This is a genomic window from Magnetospirillum sp. SS-4, from assembly GCF_902729425.1.
Classification (GTDB): Bacteria; Pseudomonadota; Alphaproteobacteria; order Rhodospirillales; family Magnetospirillaceae; genus Phaeospirillum.
Genome location: NZ_CACVCH010000047.1, coordinates 24,695 through 37,566, shown reverse-complemented (window position 1 = coordinate 37,566; position 12,872 = coordinate 24,695). Strand labels below are relative to the sequence as shown.

At 66.1% G+C, this 12,872-nt stretch carries 10 protein-coding genes and 1 tRNA gene; 7 read left to right on the top strand and 4 right to left on the bottom strand.

The window, feature by feature from the left end:
* Positions 1-241 precede the first annotated feature (241 nt).
* Complete coding sequence (locus MTBSS4_RS06825; RefSeq protein ID WP_173982652.1) at positions 242-1,270, bottom strand: IS110 family transposase; 1,029 nt, start codon at positions 1,268-1,270, stop codon at positions 242-244.
* A gap of 183 nt (positions 1,271-1,453) precedes the next feature.
* Complete coding sequence (locus MTBSS4_RS06820; protein WP_173982651.1) at positions 1,454-5,095, bottom strand: vitamin B12-dependent ribonucleotide reductase; 3,642 nt, start codon at positions 5,093-5,095, stop codon at positions 1,454-1,456.
* Between the two features lie 354 nt (positions 5,096-5,449).
* Between MTBSS4_RS06820 and MTBSS4_RS06815 the strand changes: the two genes are divergently transcribed.
* The 4 genes from MTBSS4_RS06815 to MTBSS4_RS06800 are packed head-to-tail and all read left to right on the top strand — an operon-like array spanning position 5,450 to position 7,251.
* The gene (locus MTBSS4_RS06815; protein ID WP_173982650.1) at positions 5,450-5,800 is read left to right on the top strand and encodes an NADH:ubiquinone oxidoreductase subunit NDUFA12; all 351 of its coding nucleotides are present in this window, start codon (positions 5,450-5,452) and stop codon (positions 5,798-5,800) included.
* Between the two features lie 35 nt (positions 5,801-5,835).
* Positions 5,836-6,330, top strand: a complete 495-nt coding sequence (locus tag MTBSS4_RS06810; protein WP_173982649.1) for an outer membrane lipid asymmetry maintenance protein MlaD — start codon at positions 5,836-5,838, stop codon at positions 6,328-6,330.
* A gap of 16 nt (positions 6,331-6,346) precedes the next feature.
* Positions 6,347-6,844 (top strand): outer membrane lipid asymmetry maintenance protein MlaD, encoded by a 498-nt coding sequence (locus MTBSS4_RS06805; RefSeq protein WP_173982648.1) that lies wholly within the window; start codon positions 6,347-6,349, stop codon positions 6,842-6,844.
* The gene (locus tag MTBSS4_RS06800; RefSeq protein WP_173982647.1) at positions 6,841-7,251 is read left to right on the top strand and encodes a DUF2155 domain-containing protein; all 411 of its coding nucleotides are present in this window, start codon (positions 6,841-6,843) and stop codon (positions 7,249-7,251) included. Before MTBSS4_RS06805 ends, MTBSS4_RS06800 begins: the two co-directional genes overlap by 4 nt.
* Here the strand turns inward: MTBSS4_RS06800 and MTBSS4_RS06795 are convergent, their stop codons facing one another.
* On the bottom strand, positions 7,252-8,043 hold the full coding sequence (locus MTBSS4_RS06795) for an MBL fold metallo-hydrolase (RefSeq protein WP_173982646.1): 792 nt from the start codon (positions 8,041-8,043) through the stop codon (positions 7,252-7,254). It lies immediately after the preceding gene.
* Between the two features lie 63 nt (positions 8,044-8,106).
* Here MTBSS4_RS06795 and MTBSS4_RS06790 point away from each other — a divergent pair, with 63 nt between their 5' ends.
* Positions 8,107-9,546, top strand: a complete 1,440-nt coding sequence (locus MTBSS4_RS06790; RefSeq protein ID WP_173982645.1) for a sigma-54 dependent transcriptional regulator — start codon at positions 8,107-8,109, stop codon at positions 9,544-9,546.
* 27 nt (positions 9,547-9,573) lie between these two features.
* Here MTBSS4_RS06790 and MTBSS4_RS06785 read toward each other — a convergent pair whose 3' ends face one another.
* Complete coding sequence (locus tag MTBSS4_RS06785; RefSeq protein ID WP_254432423.1) at positions 9,574-11,196, bottom strand: gamma-glutamyltransferase; 1,623 nt, start codon at positions 11,194-11,196, stop codon at positions 9,574-9,576.
* On the opposite strand from MTBSS4_RS06785, the gene MTBSS4_RS06780 reads away from it, so the two are divergent.
* Together MTBSS4_RS06780 and MTBSS4_RS06775 are read left to right on the top strand one after the other, a co-directional pair.
* Positions 11,189-12,559 (top strand): M48 family metalloprotease, encoded by a 1,371-nt coding sequence (locus MTBSS4_RS06780; RefSeq protein WP_173982644.1) that lies wholly within the window; start codon positions 11,189-11,191, stop codon positions 12,557-12,559. The two genes, MTBSS4_RS06785 and MTBSS4_RS06780, sit on opposite strands and share 8 nt — an antisense overlap.
* Before the next feature lie 81 nt (positions 12,560-12,640).
* A tRNA-Phe gene (locus MTBSS4_RS06775) sits at positions 12,641-12,716 on the top strand.
* The last annotated feature ends 156 nt before the right edge of the window (positions 12,717-12,872 follow it).

The following is a 12,872-nucleotide window of genomic DNA, read 5'->3' as shown; positions in this document are numbered from 1 at the left end:
AGGAGGAAATGATAGGATCGGCAACGGGGTCAGGTGCGGTCATGTGTTCGGCCTCGAAAGGTACGGTACATACGACCGCGGGCCATGATGAAATCCGCGGATCGGGTCCCAATCAGGTTATCGCACATGGTGTGCACTGAGTTCGGCGGGTCTTCCCAATCCCCTGCTTGACCGGGTTGCCATCACGTCACAATTCACCCTCGCACGTTTGCCCCCTCCTTCATTGCCGAGCCTTTTTTGTTTAGGCCGCTTTCAAGGAGAGGGCATTTTCTCTGAAAACCTCGCCCCTGGTCAGCACTGACCAGGCGATGCGCGCCATCTTGTTGGCCAAGGCGACCGATGCCAGCCGGGCCGGCTTGCGGTCAAGCAATCGCTTCAGCCATTCAGCCTCGCCCGGAGCCTTGGCTTGGGCGTAACGGATGACGCTGGTGGCGCCGATGACCAGAAGCCGGCGAATGTAGCTGTCCCCGGCCTTGGTGATGCCGCCAAGGCGGTCCTTGCCCCCGGTCGAGCTTTGTCGTGGCACCAGCCCCAGCCATGCCGCCAGTTTCCGCCCGCTGTCGAAAGCGGAGGGATCGGTGATTGTGGCGGCGAGAGCCGAAGCGGTAATCGGGCCGATGCCGGGGATAGTGGCGAGGTTGCGGCTGGTCTCGTTGGACCTATGCCAAGTGACGATCTGCTTCTCCAGCGCCTCGACACGCCGGTCGCATTCGTCGATCTGTTCCGCGATCAGCTTCAGAGCGGTCCGAGCCAGATCGGGAATCTCAGCCTTACCAAGACCGGCGACCAGTTCCCTCAGCTTGCTCCACCCCTGCGCGGCAACGAGGCCGAATTCCGCCAGATGGCTCCGCAGGGCGTTGATCAGCATGGTGCGCTGGCGCACCAGCAGATCGCGGCTCCGATGCAGCATCAGCATGCCTTGCTGCTCCTCGCTTTTGACCGGAACAAAGGTCATATGGGGACGGGTGATCGCCTCGGCGATGGCGGCCGCGTCATTGGCATCGTTCTTCTTGCCACGCTGAACGTAGGCCTTGACTCGGGTTGGTGCGATCAACTGCACGTCATGCCCCAGCCCTGCAATCAGCCGCGCCCAGTGATGCGCCGAGCCGCAGGCCTCTATGCCGACAAGACACGGCGGAACCGCCTTGAAGAAAGCCTCGACCTCCGCCCGGCGGAGTTGACGGCGGACCACAGCCAATCCGCTCTCATCGACGCAGTGGACCTGAAAAACGTTCTTGGCAAGATCAAGACCTATCGTAACAATCGCCATGTGGACGGCCCTCCCGAATGTGGCGTTTCAGCAACTACCACCCTATGGCACTTCGATGCCGGTGGGCAGCGGTCGTCCACACCATCAGGTTACGGTCAGCCGGTGAGGAAAAAGCCAGTCGTTTGGGTCACCTTATGCCGCGCACCGGCCAAACTATGGTGCGCGGCATAAATGACGACGTGGTCAGCTACATCCGGTGGTGCCGCCGCAAGTGTCGCACTTGAGGCAGGTGCCGTTGCGCACCAGGGTGAAGTTGCCGCATTCGGGGCAGGCATCGCCCTCGTAGCCCTTCATGCGCGCCGTCCGGATCTGCTCGGCGCGGGCGTCGAACTCCTGGAGCAGGGCCTCGGCATCCACCGCCACGCTGACGGCGCCCTGGGTGCTGGCCGCCATCTGCATGCCGCCCGAGATATCGGTGGACATGGAGGTGGGGCCGATGCCGCGCTTGAGGAACAGCAGGTTGGAGCGGACATAGCCCTTGGACGCCACCCGTTCCACCACCGCCATGTGCTGGGTCTGATGGTCGAGATGGCTTTCCGAGGCACCGCGGCCCACCGTGTCGGGGGTGAGGTCGGCCGGCTCCACATGGGCCAGATCGTTGCGGCCCAGATAGGAGATCGCCAGTTCGCGGAAGATGTAGTCCAGGATCGAGGACGACATCTTGATGGTCTCGTTGCCCTCGACCATGCCCGACGGCTCGAAGCGGGTGAAGGTGAAGGCCTCGACGAATTCCTCCAGCGGCACGCCGTATTGCAGGCCCACCGAGATGGCGATGGCGAAATTATTCATCATGGCGCGGAAGGCGGCGCCTTCCTTGTGCATGTCGATGAAGATCTCGCCCAGCTTGCCGTCCTCGTACTCGCCGGTGCGCAGGTACACCTTGTGACCGCCGACGATGGCCTTCTGGGTATAGCCCTTGCGGCGGTCGGGCAGCTTGGTCCGGCGCTGCACCAGACGTTCGACGATGCGTTCGGCGACGATCTCGGTCCGCGCCGCCATGGACGACTCGGCCAGCTGGTCGGCCAGTTCGCCGGCATCGTCCAGCAGGGAAGCCTGCAACGGCTGGCTGAGCTTGGAGCCATCGCGATACAGCGCGTTGGCCTTGACGCCCAGGCGCCACGACAGCATGTAGGCGTTCTTGCAATCCTCGACCGTGGCGGAATTGGCCATGTTGATCGTCTTGGAGATGGCGCCCGAGATGAAGGACTGGGCGGCGGCCATCATGCGGATATGGGCTTCGACCGACAGCGAGCGCTTGCCGGTGCGGCCGCACGGGCTGGCGCAATCGAACACCGGCAGGTGCTCGGCCCGCAGGAACGGCGCTCCTTCCAGGGTCATGGCGCCGGTGCAGTAGACGTTGGCGGCGTCGATCTGTTCGCGGGTGAAGCCCATCCAGGCCAGCATGTCGAAATTGTAGTCGTTGAGCCTGGCGGCCGGAATGCCCAGGGTCTCGGTGCAGAACTGCTCGCCCAGGCCGTACTTGTTGAAGACGAACTTGATGTCGAAGGCGGCTTCAAGCTGCGATTCGATCTTGTCCAGGGTCTCGTCGTCGAAGCCCTTGGCCCGCAAGCTGTCGTGATTGATGTGAGGCGCGCCCCGCAAGGACGCATGGCCCACCGCGTAGCGGATGATCTCGGCCACGTCGCCCTCGGCATAGCCCAGGGTGCGCAGGGCCTCGGGCACCATGCGGTTGATGATCTTGAAATAGCCGCCACCGGCCAGCTTCTTGAACTTGACCAGGGCGAAGTCCGGCTCGATGCCGGTGGTGTCGCAATCCATCACCAGACCGATGGTGCCGGTGGGGGCGACCACCGAGACCTGGGCATTGCGGAAGCCGTGCTTCTCGCCCTTGGCCAGGGCCTCGTCCCAGGACTGGCGGGCCGCCGACAGCAGCGGCGCGTCGGGGCAGTTGGCGGCGTCCAGCGGCACCGGGGTGATGGACAGGCCCTCATAGCCGGTCCCCAGGCCGTGGGAGGCGCGGCGATGGTTGCGGATCACCCGCAGCATGGCGGCACGGTTCTTGTCGAAGCCCTCGAACGCCCCCAGCTCCTCGGCCATGTCGGCCGAGGTGGCATAGGCCTCGCCGGTGGTCAGCGCCGTGATGGCGGCGATCAGCGAACGGCCCTTGTCGCTGTCATAGGGGATGCCCGACGCCATCAGCAGGCCGCCGACATTGGCGTAGCCGAGGCCGAGGGTGCGGAACTCGTAGGACAGCTCGGCGATGCGCGGGCTGGGGAACTGGGCCATCAGCACCGAGATTTCCAGCACCATGGTCCACAGCCTGACCGCGTGGCGATAGCCCTCGACGTCGAAGCTGCCGTCGGCCTTGCGGAAGCACAGCAGGTTCAGGGACGCCAGATTGCAGGCGGTGTCGTCCAGGAACATGTATTCCGAGCACGGATTGGAGGCGTTGATGCGCCCCGATTCCGGGCAGGTGTGCCACTCGTTGATGGTGGTGTCGAACTGGATGCCGGGGTCGGCGCAGGCCCAGGCGGCGTCGCCGATCTGTTCCCACAGGTCGCGGGCCTTCAGGGTCTTGGCGACCTTGCCGTTCTTGCGGTGGGTCAGGGCCCAGTCGCCGTCATGGATGACGGCGTTGAGGAAGGCGTTGTCGACCCGGACGGAATTGTTGGAATTCTGGCCGGAGACGGTCAGATAGGCCTCGGAATCCCAGTCGGTGTCCAGAACCGGGAAGTCGATCTGGGTGTAGCCCTGGCGGGCGAACTGGATCACCCGCTGAATGTAGTTCTCGGGAATCTCGCACTTGCGGGCGTCGATGATCGCCTTCTTGAGGCGGCCGTTGACCTTGGGGTCGAAGCGGGCCTCGCCATCCTCGCCGTCCCAGTCGCGGCAGGCGGCCATCACCTCGCCCAGGGTGCGGGCGGCGAGGCGCGAGCCGGCCACCAGGGCGGCCACCTTCTGCTCTTCCCGCACTTTCCAGGAGATGAAATTCTCGATATCGGGATGATCGACGTCGACCACCACCATCTTGGCGGCGCGCCGGGTGGTGCCGCCCGACTTGATGGCGCCGGCGGCGCGGTCGCCGATCTTGAGGAAGCTCATCAGGCCGCTTGAGCGGCCGCCGCCCGACAGCCTCTCGCCTTCGCCGCGCAGCTTGGAGAAGTTGGTGCCTGTGCCCGAGCCGTACTTGAACAGCCGGGCCTCGCGCACCCACAGATCCATGATGCCGCCCTCGTTCACCAGATCGTCCTCGATGGACTGGATGAAGCAGGCATGGGGCTGGGGATGCTCGTAGGCCGACTTGGACCGCACCAGCTTGCCGGTCTTGTGATCCACGTAGGAATGGCCCTGGCCGGGACCGTCGATGCCATAGGCCCAATGCAGGCCGGTATTGAACCATTGCGGCGAGTTGGGGGCGCCCATCTGGGCGGCCAGCATGTGGGCCATCTCGTCGCGGAAGGCCAGCGCGTCGTCCTCGCTGTTGAAATAGCCGCCCTTCCAGCCCCAATAGGTCCAGGTGCCGGCCAGACGGTCGAACACCTGCTTGGCGCTCTTCTCGCCCACCACCCGTTCCTTCTCGGGCAGCTTGGCCAGCGCCTCGGCATCGGGTTCATGGCGGCACAGCCACTCGGGAACGCCCTTTTCGGCGACCCGCTTCAGGCGGGCGGGAACGCCGGCCTTGCGGAAATATTTCTGCGCCAGGACGTCGCAGGCCACCTGCGACCATTCGGATGGAACCTCGATGTCGTCGGCGGAGAAAACCACCGACCCGTCGGGATTGCGAATCTCGCTGACCGCCTTGCGGAACCGGAGTCCGGCATAGGCCGTCTCGCCGTGCTTGGTGTAGTGACGCTGAACCCGCATTGTCTCCCCCTGCTGGACTGGCCTTGACGACTCTGGCCGAAGTGGGCGCCGGCCGAACGGGCGGACCCGGTCCGCCCTTGAACATCCCCCTGGTGCCGCACCACTATATCTAGTGGCTCTCCCCCGACGGCGACGCATAAGCTATGTCAGCGCCCCCGGTTCCGTCAACAGCTTCTTACAATCCATTCACATCATATTGTGTTCAAACTTATTGGAAATTAGCACCAATGGTATGGTTGGCGGTTTCGACACACCCGGCGTCCTCAGGGAAATCGGATTGGCGCGCAACCCCACTGGACGGAATGGGGAGGTTTTGCCTATAGTCCGCCCGACATTTGCTTCGCGAGGATGACGATGGCGACGCTGGGCACCCTGCTTTTCACCTGGGCCAAGGGCAAGCTGGTCGGTACCGATACCGCCGGCAACCGCTATTATACCGAGCGTTCCGAGGCCAAGGGCCGTCGGACCAGACGCTGGGTGCTGTATGCCGGCAAGCCCGAGGCCTCGGCGATTCCGCCGGAATGGCACGCCTGGCTGCACTATACCAGCGACTCGCCGCTGACCGGCGTCACGCCGCAACCCTGGCAGAAGCCGCATCAGCCCAACCGGACCGGCTCGCCCGAGGCCTATTTGCCGCCGGGCCACGACCTGGCCGGCGGCATCCGCGAGCGCGCCACCGGCGATTACGAGGCCTGGCGTCCTTAGAACTGGGGTTCGGGACCGATTGGGGGGATGGGAAAATGGCCAGCCGCGCCGATCGCGATACCGTAACCGGCGGAGCCGTCGTCGCCGTGGGGGCGCTGCTGCTGACCCTGGCCTTCGTCCTGGGCGGCAAGTCGCCGGATTCATCGTCCGAGGGCTATCTTCTGAAGGCCCGCTTCAACCACGCCGACGGCATCGGCATCGGCAGCGCGGTGCGGCTGTCGGGAACCCTGGTGGGCCGGGTGGTCGAGCAGAGCCTGGACGAGCGTTACCGTGCCGTCCTCACCTTCCGGCTGCGCCCCGACGTTCAACTGACCGCCGACACCGCGGCGGTGATCTACACCGACGGTCTGCTGGGCGGAAAGTTCATCGAGCTGAAGCCGGGCGGCGACGACCGCATGCTCGCGGCCGGGCAGGAGTTCCAGTACACCCAGGATGCCGTGGTGATCGAGGATCTTCTGGACATGATCATTCAGCAGGCCAGGGCCAAGCGCGGCTATCTGGACAAGCCGCTGCCCCAAACCACCAATTAACCGGACGGGTGTGCCCATGGGACGCAATCTCATCGAAACCATCATGGGAGCGGTCGTCCTGGCCGTTGCGGGATTCTTCCTGGTGTTCGCCTACGGCCACGCCAACATCAAGACGATCGAGGGCTATCAGCTGACCGCCACCTTCGCCAGCGTCGGGGGGCTGGACAACGGCGCCGACGTCAAGATCAACGGCATCAAGGTCGGTACCGTCCAGTCGCTGGACCTGGACCCGCAAAGCTTCGACGCGGTGGTCAAGCTGTCGGTGGCCCATGCCATCCAGTTGCCCGAGGATTCCGTGGCCAGCATCTCCAGCGAGGGATTGCTGGGCGGCAAGTTCGTCAAGCTGATCCCCGGCAAGTCCAAGACCATGATGGCGGCCGGCGGCACCCTTGGCCCTAGCCGCAATTTCAAGTCCATCGAGGAAATGGTGGGCAACCTGATCTTCCTCGCCACCGCCGACAACCAGCCCCCGGCCGCCAAGGCCCCGGCAGAACAGCCGGCCGAGCGGCCATGAGGCCGGGCGGACGGGCGGCCGCGGCCGTCGTCCTGGCGACAATCGGGCTGGCGGCAATCGGGCTGGCGGGACCGGCACGGGGACAAGGAACTGAACCGGCCTTCGACACCGCCATCCTGCAAGGCCTCGACAAGGTCACCGCCCGGGTGATCACCATCGACGCGCGGGTGGGGGTGCCGGTCCGTTTCGGCGCCCTGGAAATCATCGCGAGGGCCTGCAAGAAGCGTCGTCCGGAGGATCAGCCGGAAAGCGCCGCCTTCCTCGATATCTGGGAACTGCGTCCGGACCAGCCGGCGCTCGGCCTGTTCCGGGGCTGGATGTTCGCGTCCAGTCCGGCCCTGTCGGCCATGGAGCATCCGGTCTACGACGTCTGGGTCCTGGACTGCCGCAACGCCGTTCCCCGCTGATCAGGGTTTGCCGATCACCATCCGCTGTCCGTGCACCGGCTTGCGATAGGCCTCGCGGACGCCCTTGACCGTCAGTGACGCCTGGAACATGTGGGGTGGGCAGGAATTGTCGGCGAACATGTCCCAGTGGCAGGGGATGGCCTGGGCCGGCGCCACCCGGCGCACCAGCTCGGCCGCCTCCCAATGGGACAGGTTGGCATAGCCGCCGTTGATGGGGAGAATGATCGCATCGGGGGCGTGCTTCATCCCGGTCTCGGCCAGCAGGTCGCACCAGGCGGTATCGCCGGTGATCCACAGTTTCGGTCCGTCGCCGGCCTGGATCACGAACCCCATGTGGGTCAGGTCGCCGGAATCGGTGGGCAGGGCGAAGGTGCCGGTAAGGCGCAGGTCGCCAAGCTCGGTGACGTGGTTGGGCCAGGTCAGGCGCCGGCTGGTCTCGGCGATTCCCGCCTCGGCGAATGCCGCCTGGGTATCGCCCGGCCCCAGGAAGATCCCGATCCGCCCCGAGCGGGCGCACGGGCGCAAGGTATCCGGATCGGCGTGATCCCGGTGGGAATGGGTGCAGGCCAGCAGGTCGGCCGCCAGATCCTCCGGCGCCACCGGAACCGGAACCCGCCGGGCCAGGTCGAGCCCCCGCCGGGACGGGTTGCACGAATCCGACAGATAGGGATCGATGGCCACCACCCGTCCCTCCGGCGACTTGACCATCCAGCCGTTCTGGCCGAGAAACCACAGGGCCAGTGTTCCGGTTTCCACCCCGGTCTGCTGGATTTCGGCCATCAGGGCATTCATCTCGTCGTCCGCCGTGCTCGGGTTGCTGTTGACCTGCCCGATGATACTGCGAACAATGCCGCCATGACCAATCTTCCGATCATCCTGGTGGTGGACGACGAACGGCAGTCGCAGGAAGCGTTGCGCCGCGTGCTGTCGGACGAATTCCGGGTGCTGACCGCCTCTTCCGCCGAGGAGGCGGAAACGCTGCTGGAACAGGAAATGGTTCACGCCATCCTGTGCGATCAGCGCATGCCCGGCCAGCAGGGGGTTGATTTCCTGAAGACGGTACGCGCCCGCTGGCCCGATCCGGTGCGGATGATCATCTCGGGCTACAGCGACGCCGAGGACATCATCGCCGGCGTCAACGAGGCCGGCATCTACCAGTACATCACCAAGCCGTGGGACCCCGACGCCCTGATCCACACCCTGCATGGGGCGTTGCGGCTGTACGAGCTTCAGCGCGAGAACGCCCAGGCCAGCCTGGATCTCAGGGTTTCGCCCGCCGCCCTGGAACGCTCGATCGCCAGCAAGACCGGCACGTTGAAGCGCCAGCATCACTTCGACGGCATCATCCATTCCCCGGCCTCGCCGCTGGCCGAGGTGATCGGAATGGCCCGCCGGGTGTCGTCGTTCGACATCTCGGTCCTGGTCACCGGCGAATCAGGCACCGGCAAGGAATTGCTGGCCCGTGCCATCCACTACAACAGCCCGCGCGGCGGCAAGCCGTTCGTGGTCGAGAATTGCGGCGCCCTGCCAGACCAGTTGCTGGAATCCGAGTTGTTCGGCTGCAAGAAGGGGGCCTTCACCGGCGCCTACGAGGACCGCATCGGCCTGTTCGAGCAGGCCAGCGGCGGCACCATCTTCCTCGACGAGATCGGCGAGACCTCGCCCGCCTTCCAGGTCAAGCTGCTGCGCGTGCTTCAGGAGGGCGAGATCAGGCCACTGGGCGCGCGCCTCACCCGCAAGGTCGACGTCCGGGTCATCGCCGCCACCAACCGCAATCTCGAGGACGAGGTCCGCGACAAGCATTTCCGCCGCGACCTCTATTACCGTCTCGCCGCCTTTCCCATTCACATGCCGCCGCTGCGCGAGCGCCCGATGGACGTCCCCCTGCTGGCCGAAAGCCTGCTGGCCACGACCCGCAAGGGCTTCGGCAAGCCCAGCCTCGCCTTCCGCCCCGAGGCGCTGGCCCTGCTGGAGCGCTATGACTGGCCCGGCAATGTTCGCGAGCTGCAAAACGAGATTCAGCGCATGGTCGCCCTGGCCGATGGTTCCCGCCTCGGCCCGGAGCATATCAGCCCCCGGCTGCGGGCCAGGGCCTGTCCCGTCCAGAGGGGACTGGCCGACGAGGGGCGCCGGCGCAGCCTGAAGGATCGGGTGGAGGGACTGGAAGCGGAGATCCTGGCCGAAACCCTGGCGCGGCATCGCGGCAACATCAGCCGCGTTGCCGAGGAACTGGGCCTGTCCCGTGTCGGCCTGCGTTCGAAGTTGAGCCGCTATGGCCTGGAGAAGGGAGGATAATCCTCCCTTTTTTCATCATCGCCCTGATCACGGTTGCCCGACTTTCATCGCCAGGCCGAAGCCGCGTGGGTCGGTGGCCGCCTCGCAGCTGTCCGGGTTGTTGTAGCCCTCGCGACAGATCAGCGCCTGAACCCGGCTGGGCATCGCCACCGCGTTGACCTGATGGCCGCGCCCCTGCAACGGGGCCGGATCAAGGGCATGAGGCCCGTTCTCCACGAAGACCGCGTCCGGGAAGGCCGGGTGAATCAGGCGCGGCATGCCCAGGGCGTCGGACAGCGGCTTGTCCTCGGCCACGGCGGCAAGAAGGCTCTGGGTCAGCGCCAGGGGGGCGGTGGCCCCGCCCGAGGCGGTACCGGCAAACCGGACCTCGTCGCTGTTGTGGTTGACGGTCATCATCGTGGTGATGGGCGGCGGACCGAAGGGGCCGGGTATTCCGGCCAGCACGATGCCGGTGACCGGCGCCACCCTGCCGCTGCCGAACAGGCCGTGGGTGGTGACGCCGCAGACCACGGTGGCGCCCTCGCCATCCATCACCGCCAGGCCGGCGCCAAGCGGGAAATCCGAGGGTGGCGCCGACACCCCGGAAACCGGAACGTGGGTGGCGGGGGCGTAATCGGCCATCATCGCCCCCAGATGCGCGGCCGCCATCAACCCGGCCGGGGCCTCGCCGGTCTGGCCGACGGGGGTCATCCAGCGGGCGCGGTCGGCGAAGACACGGGCCGAGGTCTCGGCCAGCAGGTGCGGGCGCTCGTCCGGCGGCGTCTCCTTCCAGCGCTCCCACAGGGCGCCGGTCAACTGGCCGGCGACGGTGCTGCCGACCGAGGGCGGCGGGGCTACGTGGGTGGTCTCGAAGCCGGTCTTGACGGTCAGGGTCTCGCGCCAGACCGGCTTGATGTCGCGCAAGTCCTCCAGCGTCAGGGTGCCCCCGGCCGCCTGGACGCTCCGGACCACTTCCCGCGCCCCCACGCCGACGTAGAAATCGCCGGTGTTGCGACGGATGTTGGCGATCACCGTCGCCAGCCCAGGCTGGGCCAGCATGTCGCCCTCGCGCAGCACGCCGCCGTCTGGCCTAAAGAAGATCGAGCGCGCCACCGGATCACGGCCCAGGACCGGCACCGCCCGCGACAGGTCGCTGGCCAGGGCGCGCGATACCGGCACGCCCTGGCGGGCCATGCGCTCGGGCTCGGCCAGCAGACTCTCGAAACGCAGCTTGCCGTATTTGGCGTGCAGGGCGAAGAAGCCGCGCGGATTGGCCGGCACCGCCGACGGCACCGCCCCGGCCATGGTCGAGGCCATGGCGGGAAATTCCATGACTTCGGTCTTCTTTTTGCCTTTATCGTGTACTATGCATGAGCCGCCGCCGCCCAGGCTGGCGGCCGACGGATAGGTGACGGCCATGGTGAAATACATGGCGACGGCGGCATCGGCGGCGTTTCCGCCGGCGGACAGCACGTCGCGGCCCACCAGGACCGCCCGCGGCTCGTCGGCCGCCACCATGCCAGCGAAACCGCGAACATGGCCGACGGTGCCCACCGGCCGCTTCTCGACCGCCGAGCAGGCGGCCAACGACGCGGCCACGACGACGGCAAACAGGCCGCGACCGCGGCGGCCACGCAACATTTCGACCGACGGGGATTGATCCTTGCTCACGCGATTGTTCCTTCTGGTGACAGCCCTGTTCGCCCTCGCCTTGCCCCCCGGCCCGGCCGAGGCCCAGCAGGCCAAGCGTCAATTCATCCGCGACGCGGAGGTGGAAAATACCATCCGGACCTTCGGCGCGCCAATCTTTCAGGCCGCCGGACTGGACCCTTCGGCGATTCGCATCCTGCTGATCAACGATTCCGCCCTGAACGCCTTCGTCGCCGGCGGCCAGAACATGTTCATCAACACCGGCCTGATCGTCCGGTCCGAACATCCCGGCCAGTTGCTGGGGGTGATGGCCCATGAAACCGGCCACATCGCCGGCGGCCACCTGATCCGCAACAGCGACGCCATGAGCAGCGCGTCGACCGAGGCGATTCTCGCCATGCTGCTGGGCGCCGCCGCCGGGGCCGCCACCGGGCGCGGCGACGCCGCCGCCGCCGTCATGCTGGGCGGCCAGGACATGGCCATGCGCAACCTGCTGGCGTTCTCGCGCAGCCAGGAGCAGCAGGCTGACCAGATGGCCATGCGCTTTCTCGACGATTCCCGGCTGTCGGGCAGGGGATTGCTGGAATTCTTCGAGATTCTTGGCGACCAGGAAATGCTGGTCTCGGCCCGCCAGGACCCCTATGTCCGCACCCACCCGCTGACCCGCCATCGCGTCGCCTTCGTGCGCGAGCAGGTGGACCGCTCTCCCCACCGTGACGCCCCCTGGCCGGCGGAATGGGTCGAGATGCACCGGCGCATCAAGGCCAAGCTGTTCGCCTTCATCGAACCACCCATCCGGACCATGCAGCGCTACAAGGACACCGACGCCAGCATCGAGGCACGCTACGCCCGCGCCGTCGCCCTGTACCGTCAGCCGGATATCGAAGGCGCCCTCGGCCTGATCGACGGCCTGATCCGCGATCGCCCCCAGGACCCATATTTCCATGAACTGAAGGGGCAGATGCTGTTCGAGAACGGCAGGGGGGGCGAGGCCATCGCGCCCTACCGGACAGCGGTCGACCTGCTGCCCGACAGCGCCCTGCTGCGCATCGGCCTGGGCCAGGCGCTGATCGAGACCGAGGACCCCGCCCAGTTGGAGGAGGCCGCCAACCACCTTGGCCGGGCGGTGCGCCTGGAGCCCGAGGACCGGTTCGCTTGGCATCAGCTGGCCATCGCCTGGGGCCGCAACGGCAAGGAGGGCCTCGCCTCCTATGCCCTGGCCGAATACTTCCTGCTGGGGGGCAAGCTTCCGGAAGCCAATTTCCACGCCAACAAGGCCGAACAGTCCCTGGGCAAGCAGGGAGCCATCTGGCTGCGTCTCCAGGACATCAAGGAGCGCGCCTCGCAGGTGAAGGCCGCCAAGGATCGGAATGGCCGATGGTAATTTCCACTTTTTCCGTCCAGGGGGCTTGACCTGGCCCCTCCGCGTCCTCTATAAGCGCCTCCTCTTCACCAGAGATGCCGTGCCCAGGTAGCTCAGTTGGTAGAGCATGCGACTGAAAATCGCAGTGTCGGTGGTTCGATTCCGCCCCTGGGCACCATATAACCCCCTGAAACCTAACGGTTTTAGGGGGTTTCCATTTGTGGGGTTTGGCCCCTTGTTTTTATCCGGATGGCACCGGGGTGGCACGGTAAAGGAAGCGGGATGCAACAGGATGAAAGACCACGCGCCCCAGGATGCGCCGGCCTACTGATGC